Below are 21,336 nucleotides of genomic sequence, written 5' to 3' on the forward strand. Positions count from 1 at the left end.
ACCTTAATAGAGGCATATGTTATACCGATAATAAGTTAGGAAAAACTATTGTTGTAGGGGGAAAAACCGTGGAAAAAAGTGACAAATCATTTGTGGCTGCACTGCTGCTAGCATTCTTTCTGGGCTCTCTAGGAGTTCATCGTTTCTATGTAGGCAAGGTGGGAACGGGAATCGTCATGCTGCTTACTTTGGGCGGGCTCGGAATTTGGACATTAATCGACTTTATTCTTATCGCTGTAGGCAGCTTCAAAGACAGCGACGGCAGAACGATCAAGGCCTAGGTTCATACATAGGACAGTTCGGACAGTCTGTACGGGCTACATAGCGCTGGCTGCTTAATGCGGCGCTTTTATAGGACATACGTACAAGCAGAGCGACCGCGCTTTGGCATACAGGCCAGGGTGCGGTCGCTTTGGTTTGCGGTTCCAGCGGCATATTGGTTCAATTGTCCGCCAATTGTTTTTTTGGATTTGTTTTGCAGCGCTGGCAAGTGTACAATGTGGACGAAAGAAGGTTGGACTGGCCCATTGACAGGCAATGCGGATCGGCGGCCAGTTACTTTAAGGAGGGATCAGGTTGAAGTATCGGAGACTAGGCAAAACGGAATTGAACGTATCCGTCATCGGCATCGGAACATGGCAGTTTGGCGGTGAGTGGGGAATGCAGTTCCATCAGGATGAGGTCGATGCGATCCTCGATAAAGGCCAGGAATGCGGCATCAATCTTATCGATACAGCAGAATGCTATGGCGACCATCTCTCGGAGTCGTTCATCGGCGATTATATCAGCCGGCGCAAGCGGGAGGACTGGGTCATTGCGACGAAGTTCGGCCATCACTTCCATGAGCGGTTTACCCGAACCGATGTATTTGACGCCGAGGATGTGCTGAAGCAGTTGGATGCTTCGCTAAAAGCGCTGAAAACGGATTATATCGATTTATACCAGTTCCACTCGGGGCCGGATGCTGTATTCGATAACGATCAACTGTGGACGATGCTGGACAAGCAGGTTCAAGCGGGCAAAATACGTCACCTGGGTACCTCGATCGGGAGCAATGACAATTTGCACCAGACCGATGCGTCAAGCCAGGTGAATTCCAAGGTAATTCAGGTTGTGTATAACCGTCTGGACCGAGTGCCGGAGAAGCGCGTCTTCCCATCCTGTGAACGTCAGGATCTCGGGGTGCTAGCCCGCGTTCCGCTGGCCAGCGGCTTCTTGAGCGGCAAATATAAGCCTGGCGCCCAATTCGATGCAACAGATGTGCGGCATCGTAAGGATGCAGAGGACGTTCGCCGCAAGCTGGAGGAGGTTGAGCGGATTCAACGGGAGGAAGTTCCGGCCGGTGTAGACATGGCGCAATGGGCATTGGCCTGGTGCCTCAAGAACCCGGTCGTAAGCTCGGTCATTCCCGGCTGCAAAAACCCCGGACAAGTGGCATCCAATGCGGGTGCAGCCGATTTGGTAGAATAACGATATATACTATAAATACTATAAGCCCCGCCAGCCATTGTGCTGGCGGGGCTTATTTATTGCCAAACGATCGATCATCGATATTGGGCTGCAGGCTATTGCTCATAGCCTTTCAAGACGATGACCGCGTTATGGCCGCCAAATCCGAAGGAATTGGATATTCCAATGCGCAGCTTGGCCTGCCGCGCCGCGTGAGGCACATAGTCCAGATCGCAAACCGGATCGGGGTCGTCCAGATTGATCGTAGGCGGAATGATGCCCTGCTCCAGCGATTTGACGAGGGCCACGGCTTCGACGGCGCTAGCCGCACCAAGCATATGGCCGGTCATCGATTTATTGGCCGTTACTGGAATACGGCCGGCATGCTCCCCGAACAGCTTCTTGATAGCCTTCGTCTCCGACCAGTCGCCAACCTCGGTGCTCGTAGCATGGGCGCTAATTACATCCACATCCTGAGGCGCGATATCCGCTTCCTTGAGCGCAAGCTTCATCGCCCGATAAGCGCCGACGCCCTCCGGGTGGGTTGCGACAATATGGTATGCGTCCGAGGTCGCACCGTAGCCGATCACCTCGGCATAGATGCGGGCCTTTCTCCGCTTGGCATGGGTGAGCGACTCCAGGATGAGGATGCCGGCGCCTTCCGCCATAACGAAGCCGTCCCGGTCTTTATCAAATGGCCTGCTTGCCTTGGCAGGCTCGTCATTGCGCGTCGAGAGCGCGGTGGCGTTGCCGAAGCTGGCGACGGAAATGTCCGTGATCGCCGCCTCCGTCCCTCCAGCAATGACGAGGTCGGCACCGCCGGAGGCGATGAGGCGATACGCTTCCCCGATCGACGTATTCCCGATCGAGCAGGCGGTGACCGGCGACAGCGTAGGCCCGGCAGCTCCGTATTTAATGCTGATCATCGCCGCGGCCATATTCGAGATCATCATCGGAACAAGCACCGGGCTAATCCGCTCGGGCCCCCGTTCCTGCAGCAGCCTGCTCTGTTCGAGCAGGGTGTCGATCCCTCCTGTGCCGGAGCCGACATATACTCCCATGCGCTCCCTGTCGATTTGCTCCAAATCGAGTCCGGCATCGGCCATGGCCTGATCGGCGGCTGCCAGCGCGAATTGGCAGAATCGGTCCATCCGCCGCGCTTCCTTGCGGCCAAGCAACGCTTCGGCATCGAAGTCTCGCACCAGCCCGGCGATTTTCGCCTTATGCCTGGACGTATCAAAAGTATCAATATGAGAAATGCCTGATTCCCCATGAATCAGGCGATTCCAGAACAACTCCACCTGATTGCCGAGCGGCGAAATGACGCCCAGTCCCGTTATTGCAACTCTTTCCATGTGAACCTCCTTTAGAGCTGTTATGGGAGCTATTGTGTCACATGTATTATCCTATTACAAGTTGTTGATTATTATAGTATAATCAGTACCACTTTAAGTGTTTGGCTAGGAGGAGCAGGGGATGAAGCAGGAGACAAGATTGCAGGAGCTGTCCGCATTCTTGAAGACGCACCGGGCCAAGATCGTTCCCCAAATGGTTGGGCTGCCAGCGGGGGGGCGGCGCAGAACACCTGGATTGCGCAGGGAGGAGGTCGCTCAGCTTGCGGGCGTGAGTACGACCTGGTACACCTGGCTGGAGCAGGGGAGGGACATCAAAGTTTCCGCTTCCGTGCTGGATAACATTGCAGCGGCACTGCAGTTGACCCGGGATGAACGCAGTTACTTGTATGCCCTTGCTATGGATACCGGTGTAGGGCAGGTTCTGGCAGGCCAGCTGCCGCAAGAGGGGCAGCCGGAAATAAGTCCCTCTTTGCAGAAAATTTTGCATGAGCTAAAATACTGTCCTACAATAATTTCTGACCGAAAATGCCAGATCGTCGGCTGGAATGAGGCGGCCTCGCATGTGTTCCTTGACTTTGAACAGATACCGGTGGAGCAAAGGAACATGATCTCCCTGCTGTTCACAAGGCAGGAATTCCGCAGGCTGGCCGGCAATTGGGAGCAGTTTGTGCGGGGATTCCTGGCGATTTTTCGCGCCTACTATGGCCAGTACGTGGAGGATCAATGGTATGAACGCTTCCTGAGCGAGATGAAGGCGGCTCACCCGGACTTTAATCAGTTGTGGGAGCAAAGCGAGGTCAGCTCAGCCCCAGAGGTTATTCTGGAGTTCAGGCATGCAAAAGGGGGCAAAATGCATTTTCAGCTTACATCGCTGCAGGTGCATGGAAACGTGGATTTGCGCTGCAGTATTTACACGCCTGCTCCGGAAACTTCTACGGAGTACAAGCTGCGCCAGTTGATGGAGAAGCAGGAATGAACGACTGCCTCTAGTGGCCATAAATTACCAGATCCCTTTGATGGATGTTATAATGTTCAATGCACTGTTTAGATAAGTATAGGCAAGTAGTTTTACTAGATATACCGGTAAAGGAAAGGATAGAATATGGATCGAATCAACGCATGGTACAAATCGAAGCTGGTCGTGACCGGGACGCTGCTCGTTCTCAAGCTGCTGCTGCTGCGGACGTTCTTTTTCGGCAATATCGCCTGGGCCGGCCTGCCTGGGGAATTGTTGTCCGTACTAGGGTTGTTATGCCTTGTAGAATTGGTGACGCCAGCTAAAAGTAAAGGAGTTGTATTTTGGAGCCTTAATGCGGTATTTTCCTTCCTGTTCTTCTCATCGGCTCTCTATTTCGCCCATTTCGGAACGGTGCCGACGTACGCCGTCTTAAGCGGGTTGAACCAGGTTCCCCAAGTGCGGGCCAGCGTTGGCGCGCTGCTGCGGCCAGAACAGTTTCTGTTCTTTGCGGACTTTGTGCTTGCCGCAGGCTGGCAAATCGTCCGAACGGTCAATCGCCGCCGAAGAGGCGTGGTGCACACGTTCTTCACCGATCAGCAGAAGAGCCGGAAATGGGCATGGAATTCAGCCGTGGCCGGGCTGCTGCTAATCAGCGCAGTCTCTTCCGTATACTATGTGCTTGAGGGCAAGCAGATCGACAATGAGATCGTCCGGGCGGAGAAGATTGGACTTCTGAACTATCAGGTTGTCGCCGCGGTCAACGATCGGACAGAGGACCGGATGATCGCAGAGGGGAACATCGAACAGACGCGGGCCAATATCGCCAAGCTGCAGAGCAGCTACCCTTACCGAACCAAAGCAGATGCCGCTGCAGCTCCAGATTATTTTGGGATCGCTCAAGGGATGAACCTGATCGTGATCCAGATGGAATCTTTTCAAAACTTCCCGATCCACTTAAAGCTGGATAACGGGGCTGAGATTACGCCGGTATTAAATAAACTGGCCGAAGAGGGCATTTATTTTCCGCATGTATATCAGCAGATCGGACAGGGCAATACGTCGGATGCCGAATTTATGTTCAATACCTCCATCTATCCGACCGCAGCGGTGGCGATGTCTACCGGCTATGGCAACCGCGAGCTGCCGAGCCTGCCCAGACTGCTGCAGGAACGGGGGTATTCGGCCAATACGTTCCATATCAACAAGGTCACGTTCTGGGATCGAAACAAGCTGTACCCAGCGCTTCATTTTAACCAATATTACGACAAGTCTGCCTTCAATAACGATCACTTTAACGACTACGGGGCGTCGGATGAGGAAATGTACCGGGTCGGCGTGGAGAAGCTGGCAGATCTACATGCGCGGAATAAGCCGTTCTACGCCCAGTTCGTAACGACCTCGAGCCATTCGCCATTTATCGTGCCGGAATCGTTCCAGCAAATCGAGCTGCCGGACAAGCTTAAGGGGACGAATTTGGGGAACTATATCAATGCCATTCATTATACAGATTACGCCATAGGCCAACTGATGGAGCAGTTGAAGGAAGCTGATTTATGGGACAGCACGATGCTCGTGTTCTACGGCGACCATTTCGGCCTTCAGCCTCATGAGACGAGCAAGGAGGAGATCACGGCAAACCTGGGCATTCCTTATGATGATACGGTCAGCCGGTTCAACATTCCTCTGATCATCCATGTGCCCGGCAAGGAGCTCGGCATTGTGGCGGAGCGGGCGGGTGGGCAGGTCGACATGCTGCCGACCGTTGCCAATTTGCTGGGGGTCTCCCTGGATGAGGAAGGTTTTACCGCTTTGGGCCAGGATTTGCTGAACATTGACCGCAACGTGTTTGGCGTACGTTACTATTTGCCGACGGGCTCTTTTTTCAATGATGAAATTATGTTTACTCCCGGACAAGGCTTTGAGGACGGACAAGCCGTATCGATCAAAACGCTGGAGCCTGTTGCGGACTTCGCCCGGTATCGCCAGGATTATGAGTACGTGATCTCGCTTATGAAGCTGTCGGACGAATATGTGAAGCTGCTGCCAAAACGCCGTTGATGATATCTTTATTTCCGCTTTATTTGAAAAATGCCTTTCGGGACTGGCGCCCCGGAAGGTGTTTTTTAATTTTTTTAGGCTGCAGGCGCCTATTTAGGCAGAAGGCAAATACCTTGTCCCGACAGGCGAATTATGCATTTATAAGAAAAAATTAGAGTTCCTAAGAAACTTTTGCTCGTCCAGACACGTCAAATAGTCAAGGCGATGCCAACATGGGTAAGAAATATATACCAAGACATAGGAGGTTAAGCATGTGAGGAAAATTTGGGCTACTATACTATCAGCACTCTTAATTTTTCCATTAGTATTACAAACACCAGCTCAAGCAGCACAAGCCATCAGCATTTATATTAACGGGGTCAAACTGCCGACGGATCAAGCGCCGGTTCTGGTTGGAAGCCGGGCCATGCTGCCCCTGCGCGCTATTTTTGAGGCGCTGGATGCAGAGGTAGACTGGAATAATAAGACGAAGACCGTGTCCGCCTGGAAAGATGGCACGACCGTCGTACTAAAGATTAATGCCAGAACAGCCACGGTCAACAACCAAACGTTGAGCCTTGACGTACCTGCGCAGATTCTCCAGGGAAGAACGCTGGTTCCGGTCCGCTTCGTCAGCGAAGCTCTAGGCGAGGATGTCGTGTGGGATGCATCCAGTAAGACCGTGTATATTACAACGAACAGCAATCCGGTGTCAGCCGATCCTGTCACATACGTATCGGCCAAAGATATCGCCGACAACGGGGATGGCCGGGATATGCAGATCAGCTTCTCGCGGGCTTCGAATCAGTCCTCCATCGACCACTACCGGGTAATGGTCGTTAAGGCGAACAAAACGTCCGGATTTAATCTGGCCTCTGCCCTGAAGGTACCTTCTGCCAACTATACAAGCGTAGCAGTCGGAAGCATCGATCCGACAATTACATTGACGTCGCAATCCCGTGACGTTGAAGGGGATTTGATCAAGGCAGGCCAATCCTACGCAGTGTACGTAGTTTCGGTCGGCAAGGGTAACTTGGCTAGCGCCCTGTCCTACCCATCGTCCTCTATAACGCTGGGCACCAAAAATTCGGTGGCGGCGGTGTCGAATTTAAGGGTCACCGATGTTAGCGACTATGGAGACGGACGAGATCTGTATGTAACCTTTACGAGACCTTCCAAGGATAGCGATATTTCCAGCTACCGTATCTTTGTCGTGAAGACGAAGGATGCAAGCAAGTTCGATCTTGCCACGGCGAACGGGCTGTCCAGCCAATATTACACCGTTGTCAACAAAACATCGAACAGCACGTTGTCTACAGCATTAAGCTCAAGCGTAAGAGATTCTGCCGGGGACTATATCAGGAACGGTGTGCCTTATACCGTATTCGTACAGTCGATCAGCAGCAATACGGGCAGCGCAGCACATAAGCTGTCTTCCGCATCGTCTTCGATCACGCTGAGCACGGGATCGGTAGCGGCACCAGTGATTACGCAGGTGCTTGATGAAAGCGATTATGGGGATGGCCGCGACCTGCGCATCAGCTTCACGAAGCTGGCGGATGAATCCAAAATTAGCGGCTACCGCGTGTTCGTCGTGAAAGCCAGCGATTACGGTTCTTTTAATCTGACGAAGGCCAACAATGTGTCCAGCTCGAATTATACCGAATGGAACAAAGACGGCTATAACTTTAATCGTAACTTGCCTTCAGGGGCAAGGGACGTAGACGGTGCGACCATCCGCAACGGGGTCAGCTACCGGGTGTTCGTGATGGCGGTAGGCAGCGGCGCTTATGCAGGCAACAATGCGCTGTCCAGCCCGTCCTATGCTATTACGCTGCTTAACAATTACAGTGTAGGCAAGGTTTCGAATCTGAACGTCAGCGATGTCAGCGACTACAATGACGGCCGCGACCTGCTGGTATCGTTCAACCGTGCTTCGGATGAATCCAATCTGAGCCATTACCGCGTCCTTGTTGTCAAGGCTTCTAATGCGGGCAAGTTCGATCTGGCGAAAGCGAACGCCGTGTCCAGAGAGAACTATACGCAAATTAACAAAGGCGGCAACAGCTATGTAACGCAGGCTCTGTCCTCTGGCGCAAGAGATGTTGACGGTGCGGCCATCCGCAACGGGGTCAGCTACCGGGTGTTCGTGCTGTCGGTAGGCAGCGGCAGCTATGCGGGCAACAACGCGCTGACTGGGCCATCCTCCGCGATTACGCTGAGCAACAACTATAATATTGGCGCCATAAGCGGCCTGGATGTACAAGACGTGAATGACAATAACGATGGCCGGGATCTGCAGGTATCGTTCACCCGCGCTTCCGATGAATCGAATATTAGCCATTACCGCGTCTATGTGGTCAAAGCCGCGAATGCAGGCAGCTTTAATGCTTCTAAAGCGCTCGGGGTTTCCGCAGCAAACTATACCCGCGTCGACAAAGCCGGATCCTACTTGAGCTTTACGCTTCCTTATAACGCGCGGGATGTGGACGGAGCGGCCATTCGCAACGGCGTAAGCTATCGCGTGTTCGTGCTCTCAGTAGGCTATGACGGCTCCGCAAGCTCAAGCGCATTGTCTGCTGCTTCCGCGGCAATTACGCTTAGCGGCAACAGTGCGGTAACACCGGTCGGGAACTTGTCTACGACGGTCAATGGGAATCATGGCGACGGACGGGACATTGTCGTCAACTTCACAAGATCAACCGCAGAGAACAATATCGCCGAGCATCGCATCCTGGTTGTGCCGGCAAGCCAATATTTCGGCAAGGAAGAGGCTAACGCAGTGAGATCGCCTAACTATACCGTGGTCTCGGCAGGCAGAGATGTCTCCCAGGCTTTGACGGCTTCCACGCGCGACGTGAACGGCAACGGGCTGAAGACGGGCGAAGCCTACCGGGTATACGTTCTGTCCGTATCCAAGAGCAGTACGGCTTCCTTGAACGCTCTGGCCGGTCCATCCGGTGAAATCCGCCTGGCGGCCGTTGATCCTGCTGCTCCTTCGGCAACGGGGGTCAGCGTTTCGGCGGACGGCAATTCCGCAAGCCTTATCGTCAGCTTCACCAAGCCTGCGAACGAGAACGGCATTTCCTCGTATGCGGTCCTGCTTGTTCCGGCAGGCGAGGCCATGAACGAGTCTCGGGCGAGCGGATTGGAGTCGAGCTTGTATAGAACCGTCGGCAAAGGCGGAACGCCGATTGTGACATTTACGGAGGCCGATGTGGACGCCTCCGGCAATGCGATTACAGCAGGCACGGCTTACCAAGCCTATGTACTGTCCATTGCTGACGGAACGAACGCTACCCTGAACCGATTGTCCGATCCATCCAACTCCGCAGCCCTGACGATTGCCAATCCTTAAGCGGTAGAATGGACTGCGAAAGCAAGAGCGGCTTTCCAATAATAACAGGCAGGAGTTCTGAAAGTGTTGGCGCAGCTATCGAAAGTATTAGCGCGTTACGGCAAAAGCTCATCATGGCTGAGCGCAACAAATAAAGAAAGAACCTGAGGCAATGCCTCAGGTTCTTTGCGTATGCGCTGATTTGGACGGCTCGTCACTTCACAAGATGTACGGGCGGCGGGCCATCGCCTTTTAATAAGCTAAAGCAGGCGATATCAATGAATTTGCCGTCTTCGAATTCGGACTCGCGCTCGATGCCCTCGTGGCGGAAGCCTAGCGAGAGCAGTGTGCGTTGGGCGGGCTGGTTGCCTCCTTCGATCCGTGCTTCGATCCGGTTCAGCTTCATAGAATCGAATCCAAAGGCAATAAGCGCGTTTAACGCCTCTTTAAGCAAGCCTCGCTTGCGGTACTCGGAATGAATATCAAATACGAGCTCTGCCTTATAATGAGCTTTGTTCCAGCGGTAAAAACCGCAGGATCCGATCAGCCGGTTGCTGTTTTTTAAATAAATGCCGAAGCGAATTCCCTTCTGCTCCTGATAGGGAGTCATAAACCATTCCTGTATGCGGTGTGCAGCGGTCTCCCGTTCTGGAACCGCCGTTCTGCGGGAATCCTTGCTCGCCTGAATGTCCAGATGCTTCTCAGGCCCCTGGCGAGTCTTCATCATTACGGAATTTCCATACAGCTCTGCAGCCGCCTCCATATCCTCCAGCGTCACTTCTCGCAATTGAAGCCGCTCGGTGGATAGGGCGGGGAAGCGGTCAAACATGGTGATCCTCCTTGGCACATCATTATTCTGCGGTCCTAGTATCCATATCCTATATATTATAACCGATGATTGCCATAATCGCTTCTTGAGACGGATTGCAAACCCCTGTTTTTTTCATCGAAACCTGTCGTTTGACAATCAAACCTAAGGTTAGTACCCTTACAATAATAAACTTGTACCCGAAAGGTAACATGATGAACAATATGCAGGAGCCGAACGATGTTCTTATATATGTATCCGAGAGCGGCGAGCTTAATGACCGCTATGTGTGGAAAAGGGAACAGCTGTACCAGGGCATGAACGGCAAGTTCGTAGAGCGCTTCTATGCCTCTCCCGAACGAAGCTATGTATTCAAGCCGGTAACCCATGAAGGGAACGGGGATCGCGAGGTCTGGGTGTACGAGCATGTCCTATCCTCCTTCCCGCCTATATATCCGCAGCTGATTGCGTGTTCTGCGCCTGGCCGGGGCGAGGCAGGCTGGGGCATCTTCGAGGATTTAGGGACGATCAGCCATCGCTTCGACGTCGGGCATGCCCTGCTTGTGGCTAAACAGATGGCCTGGTGGCATTCTTATCCGCCCGAGCATTGGGGCGATGTCCCGGATACGGGGCAGAAGCCGGGGCTGCGGCAGCTGGCTGCTGACCTGTCCGAGCGAAGGGATGAGGCGGAGCTTGCTTTGGAAGCAGCGGGACTGCCTCGCAGATGTGTTGATGATATTCTGTGTAGCATGGATCAAGCGGGAGCTGGTCTTTGGGCGGAGGAAGCGAAGGTACTGTCGCATGGGGATCTGCACCTCGGCAATTACACAGTTACGGAGAGCGGTGAGCTGTACATTCTGGACTGGGAGCACGCCCATTTGAACGTTCCCTTCTGGGATTTATATTATCTGATCGATATGTCGCACCCCCGGTATCCCAAGCAGATGACGCTGGCTTACCGCGAGCGGATATTGCGGTACTACTTGAAGCAATCTGCTTATTACGGCAAACCGTGGGAGGACGAGGAGACATTCATGGAAACGTACAGCCTGTTTGCGGCGGTATTCTCGCTATGGATGCTGATGCTGATTGCGAATGATCTGCGGCAGGGTGGAGGCGTCTGGTCCAAAGCCGAGCTTCTGGCTCAACGGAGCGAGGTAAAGGCCAGCTTGTACGATTGCTGGAGCAAAATTACACAGAAAGGACAGCATGCCAGTGAAAAAGGTCGGACTAGTTATGCGTAAAATCCAGTTTGCCGAAGCCCAGGGGCCGCGCGTATTTGCAGAGCGCCTCCAGGCTTTGGGGGCTGAGCTTGGAGTGGAAATTATCTTTATTTCGCCGGAGCGCCATGTCAGCGGTCATGACTGGATTCCCGGCTACGAACATGAGAAAGGAGATTTGGTCAACTACGACATCGTACTTGACCAAATTTATGCCCAAGGGATCGAGCATGTCATCTTTACGGTATCGGGATTCACTTATTTGAAGATGTTTATCAAGAACAGCGTTCTGTTTCCGCACAGCTTCCCGGATCCGGCCTTAACAGGGTACGAAATGATGAAGCCTTTCTACAGTATCGTGGACAAGGCTATCGTGCAGACCGAGTTCCTGAAACAGCAGCTGGACAGCGTGTTTGGCGTTACCGATGTCGATGTGATCCCGATCGGCTTCAGCGAGGAGCTGGCGAATCGTTATTTCGATCCGGGTGCGATCGTGCATAACCGCGTGCTGTGGATCGGCCGGGACGAGGAGAACCGCCGGCCGGACCTGGTACTGGAATATGCCCGGCGCAATCCGGACCGGGAAGTGTACATGGTATTCGGCGGCGAGCGTTACCGGGAAAGTATGAAAAAATATGATATTCCGGACAACGTCAAGCTGCAGTTTGCTTTGTCGCAGGCCGAGATTTTTCAGCTGATGAATTCAGCCAAAGTATACTGGAGCTGCTCCAAATTCGATACTTTTGCGATGCCGCTGACAGAAGCGCTGGCCATGGGCAAAATCGTCGTCAAGCCGGAGCATCCCTGTTATGACCATATCAGCTCGCGGCATGCCTTCGCCGGGAATGAGCACAACTGGTTCGAGCTGGTCAATATGGCGCTGGATTCGCCGTACTCCCATTCCCTGGATAACCGCGAATATGCTTTTGGCAAATTTTCGAGCACGGTGATGAAGGAAGGGTATCGCCAGTTTTTTGATGGATGGTTAAAATAATCTATTCCAGTATCATCTTATGGGCTAGTCGGTGCGTAAAGCGTAAATGGGCCGCAGCTTGGCTGCTTTGTTGGCCGGAATCACGCCGAATACGATGCCGATGCACAGCGAGAAGCTGAAGGAGATGGCCACAATCGACATGGATACCTCGGTACTCAAGGTCGACATGCTGGCGATCAGGGCGCTGGCTCCATAACCTAGCGCGACGCCAATCAGGCCGCCAAAGCCGCTTAGCGCGGTAGATTCGATCAGGAACTGGAGCAGGATATCTCGCTTCTTGGCGCCGATCGCTTTGCGCACGCCGATTTCCCGCGTTCGTTCGCTGACGGAGACAAGCATGATATTCATAATGCCGATTCCGCCGACGAGCAGGGAAATGCCTGCGATTCCTCCCAAGGCCAGCGAGAGCATCTGCGTGGTCGAATTCAGCGTGTCCATCATCTCCTGGGCGCTGAAGACGCTGTACGCATTGTCGGCATACATGAACTTCTCGTCCAGCCAGGCCTTCAGCTGCTCCTGTGTGCTAGAGACGAGCTCGGTCGAATCCGCCTGGACGGTGAAGGAACGAATGCCCCGGCTTTGCAGGAACCGTTCGGCCGTCGAAATCGGAATGAGAATTTTATCGTCATTGGAGCCCGTTGCGCTAGTGCCGATCGTCTCCAGCAGGCCAACGATTTTGAAGCTTACCCCGTTTAATTGCAGCGTCTGACCCACCGGATCATTGGTTCCAAAAAAATCGCTGGCCACCTCGGAGCCGATCACAGCTACCTTCATCCGGTATTCATTATCGATATCCAGAATGTAGCGTCCGGATTGGACGTGGAAATTCTTCACCTCCTCGTAGGCTGGCGTAATGCCTTCCACCGCATACGTATCGTTTATGGTTCCTTTCTTCACCGTTGCATTCCCGGAAATGACCGGGGAGACGGCTTTCACCCCGCTGATCTCCTTTAATTCCATCACTTCTTCATAGCTTAGCGAAGTGGTCGCCCCGCGGCCCATAATATTAACGGTAAGCAGGTCGGTGCCGAGCCCTTGGAGCTGCTTGGTGATGGAGGACGTCGTGCCCTGGCCGACCGAAACCAGCGTAATTACGGAGGATACGCCGATAATGATGCCCAGCATCGTCAGGAAAGAACGCGTTTTGTTGCCTGCTATGCTTTTAAAGGCCATTTTGATGGACTGGTAAATATTCAAGGCTCATTCCCCCGATCTTCGACGATTTTGCCGTCCATGATCCGGATGAGGCGTTTGGCCTGCTCGGCAATGCTCAGGTCGTGAGTGATGATGATAATCGTATGACCCAGCCGGTTGAGCTCCTGCATCTTGGCCATCACCTCGGCGCCTGTCTTGCTGTCGAGCGCTCCTGTCGGCTCATCGGCCAGCAGCATCGGCGGCTTGCCTGCAATGGCCCGGGCGATCGCTACGCGCTGCTGCTGGCCGCCTGATAATGCCGAAGGTCGGTTGTGCATGCGATCCTCGAGTCCAACGAGCCGCAGCGACTCCTCGGCGGCCCTGCGCCGTTCCTTGTAGGGGACGTTGCGGTAAATAAGCGGCAGCTCTACATTCTCGAAGGCGGATAATTTGGGCAGCAGATTATACTGCTGAAAGATGAAGCCGATCTTCTCATTGCGGATTTGCGCCAGTTTGTTGTCGGACAGTTCACGGACATCCTGCCCATCCAGCAGGTAGTGACCTTCGTTTGCAATATCAAGGCAGCCCAGCATATTCATCAGGGTGGATTTACCCGACCCGGAAGGTCCGATGATGGCGACAAATTCACCATGATGGATGGTAAAAGAAATGTTCTGCAGCACCGGCATCATTTCTCCCGCCATGATATAGCCGTGGCCGAGATCTTTGACTTCGATTAACGGTAGCGGTAATTGCACGGTCAATGTCATTAGAAGCCGCCTCCGCTTCTGCGCATAGCTCCTCCGCCGCCGGACGTGCCTTCGCCAGGCATGATTCCGCCCATTCCGCCGAAACCTGCACCCGGCATGCTGCCGCCAGGCAGCATTTGCTGTCCAGCTTGATTGTTGGAGGAAGCGGATCTTCGGACCGTCGGAATGACGACCTCATCGCCTTCCTGCAGCCCGCTCACAATTTCAATGCGAGTCTCGTCATGAACTCCGACCTCGACCTTCTGCATCTGTCTTCCTGCCGGGCTTCCGCTGCTTCCTTGCTGTGCCTGTTGTCCCTGTTGTTCTTGTCGTCCTTGCTGCTCCTGCTGCTCTGGTTCAGGTGACGATACATTCGAATTCGGTTTGCTCCGCCCCGTACTAGCCGGCGCTTCTAGGCTGGAAGCCGTCTTGCCAGCGGAAGGAAGGATGACCATATAGTCTTCTCCGAACCGCTGCACAGCCTCGATAGGCAAGGTCAGCACACCCGTTTTCTCTTCCAGAATAATGGTGACCTCCGCCGACATCCCTGCGCGGATGCCTTCTGACTTATCCAGCTTCACGGTTACATCAAACAGCGACACCCCTCCGGACGCTTTTCCTTCGTTGGCAATGCCGGTAACGACGCCCGCAAAGGTCTGGCTAGGGATAGCATCCAGCTTGACCTCGGCCCGCATGCCTGTTTGCACCTTGGGGATATCCAGCTCATCGATGCTGACGGTCGCGCTTAGCGCTTGATAATCAATAAGGGTAAAGAGTTCATTCCCTTCCTTCGCCCGCTCGCCTGAAGAAATATGGACCGCCGTTATCGTTCCGTCGATCGGTGCGGTTAACGGGTCCGGGGCCATCATATCTTCCTTCAGCGAGGCGATCTCATCCTTAATCGTCTGGATGCTTTTCTCCTGTTTGGTGATGGACAGCTTGATAGAGGCTAGCGACTCTTCGGTTCCTCCGTCGTAAACTTCACGTTTGTACCTGTCCTGCAACTCCTCCAGATTCAGCTGCTCGTTTTCCAGGGAGGACTCCTTGGCGGCAATGCTGTCGCTGAGATCATTGTCCTCAAAGGTTAGCAGCGTCTGTCCCTTTTGGACGACATCGCCCTCCTTGACCTTCACTTCGGCAACGACGCCTTCGTCTTTTGTACGTACTGTCTCCTCTTCCGTGGAAATAATGCTGCCGGCTCCGGAGACGCTAACGAGAATATCTCCTTTGGCAACCCGGGCTGTGCTCTGTTCCATAGCGGGTTGCTGGGCTTGCTTGTCTTTCGCCAATATGATGTAAAGCACGGATGCAATGATCAGGATGGCAGCTACTCCAAGGACGAGCCATAGCCATTTTTTCTTCATCAGGCCATTCCAACTTTCTTTAAAGTTATGTAGATTCTAAAATTAGACAACTTCAAGAATAGTTTACAGAGCGTAAATGAAACAAAGCTTAATTCAAACTGAATGTTTGCTGAAAGTATGGTAAGCGGCGGCGCGGGCAAACAACGCAAAAAAGGCTTATTGCTAAAATCGCTCGTACGATTTCGCAATAAGCCGTCTAAGCCTTTCAGGCATTTATTTGCATGTTGATTCATGAAGCACCAGATCTTCCCTGCAGGTTGCCGTTCTTAGCAGCTGTTCGGCAGCCTGTTCATCCAGCGGCCGGCTGTAATAAAAGCCTTGAATTTGATCGCAGCCGATTTCCTGCAGGAATTTGAACTGCTCCTCGGTCTCAACGCCTTCCGCCAGCACGGTCATACCTAAAGATTTGCCCAGCTCGATAATCGAGCGGAGCAGCGAGCTGTCCCGCTGGGAGGAGGGGGTTTCCTGGATGAATGTCCGATCGATCTTTAGCACCTGCAACGGCAACGTCTTCAAATAGTAAATAGAGGAATAGCCCGTACCAAAGTCGTCCAGCGACAGGCTAATGCCTTTTTCCTTGAGAGAATCGAGCTTTTCCTTAATCATCATCGGATTATTGATGAGCGACTCCGTCAGCTCCAGTTCCAAATATTGCGGGTCTAGTCCAGTCTGCTCCAGTACATGCTTGACCATATGTACAAAATGAGGGTGCCGGAACTGGACCGCAGAGACGTTCACCGAGATCGGAAGTTTTGGGTATCCGGCATCCTGCCATTTTTTATTCGTGCGGCAAGCCTCCCACAGCACCCATTCTCCCAATTGCACGATAAAGCCGGTATCTTCGGCGATCGGAATAAACGAGGCAGGTGAAATGCGCCCCAGTTCGGGATCATTCCAGCGGATCAAGGCCTCTAGTCCGGTAAGCGCTCTAGTAGCAGCGTCGATTTTTGGCTGATAATGGAGCTCGAACTCTCCTTCGGCGAGGGCCCGCGGCAGCTTTTTCTCGATATTGACCCGCTCCAGCAGCTTATCCAGCAAGTAATAATCGAAATAGTGCGGTCCGTTGAGCACCTCTATTTTGGCTTCCTTCATCGCAAGCTCGGCGTGCTTGAGCAGAACGGCCGACTCGCAGCCGTCGTCGGGGTAGAGGCTGATTCCCATCCCGAATCCTAGCGTGATTTCGTCATCAGAGAGAATATATGGCCGTCTTAGCACGTCGTTCAACTCAATTGCGGTCTCATGAACCTGCAATGGATCGTCGATGCCGGAGAGCAGGACGATAAAATCATCCGCAAAGCTGCGGCAAACCGGCGTTCCCTCCGCCAAGGTATTCTTGAGTCTCCGCGCTACTTCCTTGAGCAGCTCGTTGCCGGTGCTTTCGCCGTAGCTCTCATTGATGTAACGGAACCGGTTCAGGTTCAAGCGAATGACGGCGGCGGTGCGGACACTCATTTCCGGCGCCTGGAATTCTTTCTTCATCGCTTCCCGGAAGCCGTTATTGTTCAGCAGTCCGGTGAGAGGATCGAAATAAGAGAGCATTTTGATTCTTTGTTCGGAGGCGTCCCGTTCTTCCATTTCCTTGGTAACATCGAATTGCAGGCCGATGAAATAGGTTGGTTCGCCCTCTGAGTTAATGACAGGGCAAATAATGAACTGGTTCCAGAACGTACTTCCATCTTTTCTGTAGTTTTTGATCGTCACGGTATCGGTCCGGCCTTCCTTGATCGCCTGCCGGATAACCTCCAAATGGGCTTCATCCGTCTCTTCGCCTTGTAGAAACCGGCTATTTCGCATGAGCACTTCTTCGCGAGTGTATCCGGTAATCATTTCAAAGCCCTGATTGACATAGACGAGCGGGTTATCCTTTAAATTAGGATCGGTAATGGCTAGGCCGATCCCCATCTTATCAATAGATCTCAGCAGAGTGGCCGAATCGATCAGTGATTCGATACCGGAATGACTCAATATATTAGCCCCCTCAAGTTGACCGCGAATTATGTAGGACTTATGGAATAAGCATATTGGATTATGCCTTAAAAATATCATATTGCGGAAGGTGCAGGAAATCAATGGATAGTGTATATGAAAATCAGGAAAAATGGAGCTATTTGTCGAATTTATTCAATTCCTTTGGACATTTAAAAGGGGCAGGACCGTGTTATAGCTTCCGGACGGACCGGAATTTCGTGTAAGGTCACTAAATTTTGTATTGGTTTGACGGGATAATTCGCTTCATTTTAAGATTTAAACAAGTTTTTAAGCTTAAAGTTGAAAGCGCATACGAAAGGGCCCCCTATCCCTGGAGTAGGCGCTTTTCTCCATGATACTAAACAAGGAGTGGGTAGGACATGGCCAGACAAGCAAAATGCATTGTAACATCCAAGCAAACGAATGAACGCCTCAAGGAGCAGGGTAAGGTGTCATTTCAGCCAAAGGCTGAGGGACAGAGTGCCGATTTAGAGCTTCAGCCGGGCTTGCGTTACCAGCGGATCCTGGGATTTGGCGGAGCATTTACGGAGGCAGCCGCTTATACGCTGTCCCGCATGAGCCCGGATAAACGGGAGGAGGTCATTCGCAGCTATTATGATCCGCAGGAGGGGATCGGTTATACGATCGGCCGTGTGCATATCCATAGCTGTGACTTCGCTCTGGAGAACTATACTTACGTGGAGGATTACGATACCGAGCTGAAGACGTTTGACATATCCAGGGATCGTAAATGGGTTCTTCCTCTGGTTAAGGATGCGGTCCGCACCCGAGGCGGGGATATTACGATGCTGGCCTCGCCATGGAGTCCGCCAGCCTGGATGAAGACGAACGGGGATATGAATCATGGAGGAGCGCTTAAGCCGGAATACCGCGAGGCATGGGCGCGTTACTATACGAAATTTATCGAAGCGTACCGCGAGGAGGGCGTGCCGATTTGGGGAATTACCGTCCAGAACGAGCCGGCGGCGGTTCAGACCTGGGATTCCTGCATTTACAGCGCCGAGGAGGAACGGGATTTCATTAAAGATCATTTAGGCCCTGCGATGCATGCTGCCGGTATGCAGGATGTGAACATTCTCATTTGGGATCATAACCGGGATATTATGGTGGAGCGTGCAAGTGTGGTGCTGTCCGATCCAGAGGCGGCGAAGTACGTCTGGGGAACGGGCTTCCACTGGTATGTGAGCGAAGATTTCGACAATGTCGGCAAAGTGCATGATTTGTTCCCGGACAAAGGCCTCCTCTTCACGGAAGGCTGCCAGGAGGGCGGCGTGAAGCTGGGGGAATGGTTTACCGGCGAACGCTATGGCAGGAACATGATTGGGGATTTGAATAACTGGACGGAAGGCTATCTTGACTGGAATATCGTGCTGGATGAGACGGGCGGACCGAACCATGTGAACAATCTGTGCGATGCACCGATCATTGCCGACACGGTTACAAATACGCTCCATTATAACAGCTCCTATTATTACATCGGTCATTTCAGCAAATTCATCGCTCCGGGAGCGGAACGCATCGGCTTGGAGTCGCGGACAGCAGGCGTGCTCTCCACGGCGTTTGCCAATCCGGATGGGACGATTGCTGTTGTTGTCATGAATGAAAGCGAGGAGCTGCGGAGCTTTACGCTTGGCTTGGGAGCTGAGGTGCTGGAGGCACGGCTTGAGCCGCACTCCATCATCACTTATGTCATCGATCATAAGGAGTAGATAGAACTATAAATCCCTCTTTGCGGGGCCTGGCGATCATTAGCCAGCTGCTGCAAGGGGATTTTGAATTTTTAGGGCCGAAATTTGGGACCCCTCATACGAAATCTGAAGCCTTACGGCCTAAGGGGATAGATCGTACAATAAATTCAAACGGATGAAAATGCTTTCATGGAAACGCATAGGAACGAAACGAACAGCTTGGAGGTCAAACTATGGAACTAGAGCAGAGTGCCGAACCGGCCGCATTGTCGAAGATGGAGCATATGCTCCATGAGCCGCCACGCCGGAACTGGCTGAGGAAGCTGTACAGGCAAAGGCATATTCAAGTGATGGCTCTGCTGGGCATCGCCTGGATCATTCTATTCAACTACGTACCGATGTACGGAATCATTATCGCTTTTAAGGATTACAGAATTATCAGAACCATTGCCGAGGCGCCTTGGGTAGGGCTTGAGCATTTTAAAGCCTTCTTCGAGGACGATAATTTCGTGAACGTCATGAAGAACACGCTGGGTATCAGCCTGATCAAGCTGATCATCGGTTTTCCGCTGCCGATCATCTTTGCCTTATTTCTGAATGAAATACGCTCGCTTCGCTATAAGAAGGCGATCCAGACGATATCTTACTTGCCGCACTTCCTGTCCTGGGTCGTTCTCGGCGGGATATTGACGACTTGGCTGGCGGACGTGGGAATCATCAACAATATCTTGTTGGCGCTCAACCTGATTAAAGAACCGATTTCTTATCTTGCCGAGCCGGACTATTTCTGGGGAATCATCATTACGTCCGATATCTGGAAGGAACTGGGCTGGTCAGCGATTATTTATCTGGCAGCTATCTCCAGCGTATCGCCCGATTTGTATGAAGCCGCTACGATTGACGGGGCGGGAAGGTTTCAGAAAATGTGGTACGTCACGCTGCCATCGATCAAGGGAACGATTTCGATCCTGTTCATTCTGGCTGTCAGCGGCGTCCTGAATTCCAATTTCGATCAAATTCTGGTGCTGCGCAACGCTCTCAACGAGAGCGCCAGCAATGTCATCGATATTTATGTGTACCAGACAGGGATGCTGTCCGGACGCTTTTCCTACTCCACTGCGGTTGGTCTGTTCAAATCGGTGATAGCCCTGATCCTGCTGCTGATCGCGAACAGCGTAACCAAGAAGCTGAATAATACATCACTCTTCTAGAGAAGGAGCCGAGCGGACATGCTGAGTCTCAATCGTAAGACCAAGGGAGAAGCCCTCTTCGACCTGTTGAATAATATTGGAATGCTGTTGATATGCTTCGTAACTTTATACCCGATCTGGTATGTCGTCGTAAACTCGCTGAACGAGGGCGTGGACGGCATGCGCGGCGGAATTTATTGGTGGCCCCGGATATTCAGCTTTGAAAATTATATGGGCGTCTTCCGGAATCCTGGCATTATGACGGCGATGGGCGTTACGGTTGCCAAGACGCTGCTGGGGACGGTCCTCCATGTGTTTTTTACGGCGATGGTCGCTTATGCCTTCTCCAGGCGGGAGCTGATCGGGGGCAAGATTTATATTTTTATCGGTACGGTAACGCTGTTTTTTGGCGGGGGATTGATACCTACCTACCTGCTGATGAAGGATTTACACCTGCTGGACAATTTTCTCGTATATATTATTCCGGTTATGTTCAGTTTCTTTGATCTCATCATCTTCATGACCTTCTTCCGGGAAATTCCGGATGGGCTGGAGGAAGCGGCGGAAATTGACGGGGCCAACGATTGGTCGATTTTTGTCCGAATTATCATTCCGGTGTCGATGCCGGTCATCGCTACAATCTCACTGTTCCACGGCGTGTATCAATGGAATGATTACTTCACCGGAGTGATTTACATGAACAATATGGATTTGCAGCCGATTCAGACCTATTTATACAGGGTCGTGGCCCAGTCGAGCTCAAATCAGATGGTGGCTCAAATCCCGGGTGGCATTGGCAAAACCGTAACATCGCAATCCATTAAGCTGGCGACGATGGTCGTCACCACGATGCCGATCGTTTTCGTCTACCCATTCCTGCAGCGCTATTTTGTTAAGGGGATGATGATTGGTTCGATCAAAGGGTAAGGCTGAAGGCGGGAGGCAGTTAATGGATGTCAGAAGCCTTCCGCTTCCAAGTGGTAGTCCCTCTTGCTAAATTATAGTGATCCGTTAGTGAGAGTCATATTATACTTAATTCAGTGAAGAAAAGGGGTAATCTTGCA

Annotated in this window: 16 protein-coding genes; 10 read left to right on the forward strand and 6 right to left on the reverse strand. The window is 52.4% G+C overall.

Annotated features, from left to right (window positions below; translation table 11 throughout):
- Positions 1-68 precede the first annotated feature (68 nt).
- Together GNP95_RS14680 and GNP95_RS14685 are read left to right on the forward strand one after the other, a co-directional pair.
- Positions 69-281, forward strand: coding sequence for a TM2 domain-containing protein (locus GNP95_RS14680; RefSeq protein ID WP_330163457.1), 213 nt, complete (start codon positions 69-71; stop codon positions 279-281).
- A gap of 295 nt (positions 282-576) precedes the next feature.
- Positions 577-1,470 carry an aldo/keto reductase gene (locus tag GNP95_RS14685; protein WP_155611619.1) on the forward strand — a complete coding sequence of 298 codons (894 nt, stop codon included), beginning with the start codon at positions 577-579 and terminating at the stop codon, positions 1,468-1,470.
- Between the two features lie 95 nt (positions 1,471-1,565).
- On the opposite strand, the gene fabF is transcribed toward GNP95_RS14685, so the two are convergent.
- Positions 1,566-2,804, reverse strand: a complete 1,239-nt coding sequence (fabF, locus tag GNP95_RS14690) for a beta-ketoacyl-ACP synthase II (protein ID WP_155611620.1) — start codon at positions 2,802-2,804, stop codon at positions 1,566-1,568.
- 121 nt (positions 2,805-2,925) lie between these two features.
- Between fabF and GNP95_RS14695 the strand changes: the two genes are divergently transcribed.
- The 3 genes from GNP95_RS14695 to GNP95_RS14705 all read left to right on the forward strand — a co-directional run bounded on the left by GNP95_RS14695 (position 2,926) and on the right by GNP95_RS14705 (position 9,157).
- Positions 2,926-3,780 carry a helix-turn-helix transcriptional regulator gene (locus tag GNP95_RS14695; protein WP_155611621.1) on the forward strand — a complete coding sequence of 285 codons (855 nt, stop codon included), beginning with the start codon at positions 2,926-2,928 and terminating at the stop codon, positions 3,778-3,780.
- Positions 3,781-3,906: 126 nt separating this feature from the next.
- Positions 3,907-5,820 carry an LTA synthase family protein gene (locus tag GNP95_RS14700; protein ID WP_155611622.1) on the forward strand — a complete coding sequence of 638 codons (1,914 nt, stop codon included), beginning with the start codon at positions 3,907-3,909 and terminating at the stop codon, positions 5,818-5,820.
- 253 nt (positions 5,821-6,073) lie between these two features.
- Entirely contained in the window at positions 6,074-9,157 is a 3,084-nt protein-coding gene (locus GNP95_RS14705; protein ID WP_330163458.1) for a copper amine oxidase N-terminal domain-containing protein, read from the forward strand.
- Between the two features lie 193 nt (positions 9,158-9,350).
- On the opposite strand, the gene GNP95_RS14710 is transcribed toward GNP95_RS14705, so the two are convergent.
- The gene (locus tag GNP95_RS14710; protein WP_155611623.1) at positions 9,351-9,965 is read right to left on the reverse strand and encodes a GNAT family N-acetyltransferase; all 615 of its coding nucleotides are present in this window, start codon (positions 9,963-9,965) and stop codon (positions 9,351-9,353) included.
- A gap of 191 nt (positions 9,966-10,156) precedes the next feature.
- On the opposite strand from GNP95_RS14710, the gene GNP95_RS14715 reads away from it, so the two are divergent.
- Together GNP95_RS14715 and GNP95_RS14720 are read left to right on the forward strand one after the other, a co-directional pair.
- Positions 10,157-11,188, forward strand: coding sequence for a phosphotransferase (locus GNP95_RS14715; protein ID WP_230873828.1), 1,032 nt, complete (start codon positions 10,157-10,159; stop codon positions 11,186-11,188).
- Entirely contained in the window at positions 11,160-12,158 is a 999-nt protein-coding gene (locus GNP95_RS14720) for a glycosyltransferase (RefSeq protein WP_330163461.1), read from the forward strand. The genes GNP95_RS14715 and GNP95_RS14720 overlap by 29 nt, the downstream gene beginning before the upstream one ends.
- A 24-nt stretch (positions 12,159-12,182) precedes the next feature.
- Here the strand turns inward: GNP95_RS14720 and GNP95_RS14725 are convergent, their stop codons facing one another.
- From GNP95_RS14725 to GNP95_RS14740, 4 genes are all read right to left on the reverse strand, one after another.
- Positions 12,183-13,355 (reverse strand): ABC transporter permease, encoded by a 1,173-nt coding sequence (locus GNP95_RS14725; protein ID WP_155611625.1) that lies wholly within the window; start codon positions 13,353-13,355, stop codon positions 12,183-12,185.
- Complete coding sequence (locus GNP95_RS14730) at positions 13,352-14,062, reverse strand: ABC transporter ATP-binding protein (protein WP_155611626.1); 711 nt, start codon at positions 14,060-14,062, stop codon at positions 13,352-13,354. The genes GNP95_RS14725 and GNP95_RS14730 overlap by 4 nt, the downstream gene beginning before the upstream one ends.
- Complete coding sequence (locus GNP95_RS14735) at positions 14,062-15,405, reverse strand: efflux RND transporter periplasmic adaptor subunit (RefSeq protein ID WP_155611627.1); 1,344 nt, start codon at positions 15,403-15,405, stop codon at positions 14,062-14,064. Before GNP95_RS14735 ends, GNP95_RS14730 begins: the two co-directional genes overlap by 1 nt.
- 213 nt (positions 15,406-15,618) lie before the next feature.
- Positions 15,619-17,370: a putative bifunctional diguanylate cyclase/phosphodiesterase gene (locus tag GNP95_RS14740; RefSeq protein ID WP_155611628.1), complete on the reverse strand. Its 1,752-nt coding sequence runs from the start codon at positions 17,368-17,370 to the stop codon at positions 15,619-15,621.
- A gap of 383 nt (positions 17,371-17,753) precedes the next feature.
- Here GNP95_RS14740 and GNP95_RS14745 point away from each other — a divergent pair, with 383 nt between their 5' ends.
- From GNP95_RS14745 to GNP95_RS14755, 3 genes are all read left to right on the forward strand, one after another.
- On the forward strand, positions 17,754-19,103 hold the full coding sequence (locus tag GNP95_RS14745; RefSeq protein ID WP_155611629.1) for a glycoside hydrolase family 30 protein: 1,350 nt from the start codon (positions 17,754-17,756) through the stop codon (positions 19,101-19,103).
- A 254-nt stretch (positions 19,104-19,357) separates the two neighbouring features.
- A complete protein-coding gene (locus GNP95_RS14750) occupies positions 19,358-20,293 on the forward strand; it encodes an ABC transporter permease (RefSeq protein WP_230873844.1) in 936 nt (311 codons plus the stop codon).
- 18 nt (positions 20,294-20,311) lie between these two features.
- On the forward strand, positions 20,312-21,199 hold the full coding sequence (locus GNP95_RS14755) for a carbohydrate ABC transporter permease (RefSeq protein ID WP_155611631.1): 888 nt from the start codon (positions 20,312-20,314) through the stop codon (positions 21,197-21,199).
- The last annotated feature ends 137 nt before the right edge of the window (positions 21,200-21,336 follow it).

It is taken from the genome of Paenibacillus woosongensis, assembly GCF_009725165.1.
GTDB classification, from domain to species: domain Bacteria; phylum Bacillota; class Bacilli; order Paenibacillales; family Paenibacillaceae; genus Fontibacillus; species Fontibacillus woosongensis.

Coding starts and splice junctions, on each gene's coding strand:
- fabF (WP_155611620.1), bottom strand. CDS start 2,804: ATGGAAAGAGTTGCAATAACGGGACTGGGCGTCATTTCGCCGCTCGGC.
- GNP95_RS14695 (WP_155611621.1), top strand. CDS start 2,926: ATGAAGCAGGAGACAAGATTGCAGGAGCTGTCCGCATTCTTGAAGACG.
- GNP95_RS14700 (WP_155611622.1), top strand. CDS start 3,907: ATGGATCGAATCAACGCATGGTACAAATCGAAGCTGGTCGTGACCGGG.
- GNP95_RS14710 (WP_155611623.1), bottom strand. CDS start 9,965: ATGTTTGACCGCTTCCCCGCCCTATCCACCGAGCGGCTTCAATTGCGA.
- GNP95_RS14715 (WP_230873828.1), top strand. CDS start 10,157: ATGATGAACAATATGCAGGAGCCGAACGATGTTCTTATATATGTATCC.
- GNP95_RS14730 (WP_155611626.1), bottom strand. CDS start 14,062: ATGACATTGACCGTGCAATTACCGCTACCGTTAATCGAAGTCAAAGAT.
- GNP95_RS14735 (WP_155611627.1), bottom strand. CDS start 15,405: ATGAAGAAAAAATGGCTATGGCTCGTCCTTGGAGTAGCTGCCATCCTG.
- GNP95_RS14745 (WP_155611629.1), top strand. CDS start 17,754: ATGGCCAGACAAGCAAAATGCATTGTAACATCCAAGCAAACGAATGAA.
- GNP95_RS14750 (WP_230873844.1), top strand. CDS start 19,358: ATGGAGCATATGCTCCATGAGCCGCCACGCCGGAACTGGCTGAGGAAG.
- GNP95_RS14755 (WP_155611631.1), top strand. CDS start 20,312: ATGCTGAGTCTCAATCGTAAGACCAAGGGAGAAGCCCTCTTCGACCTG.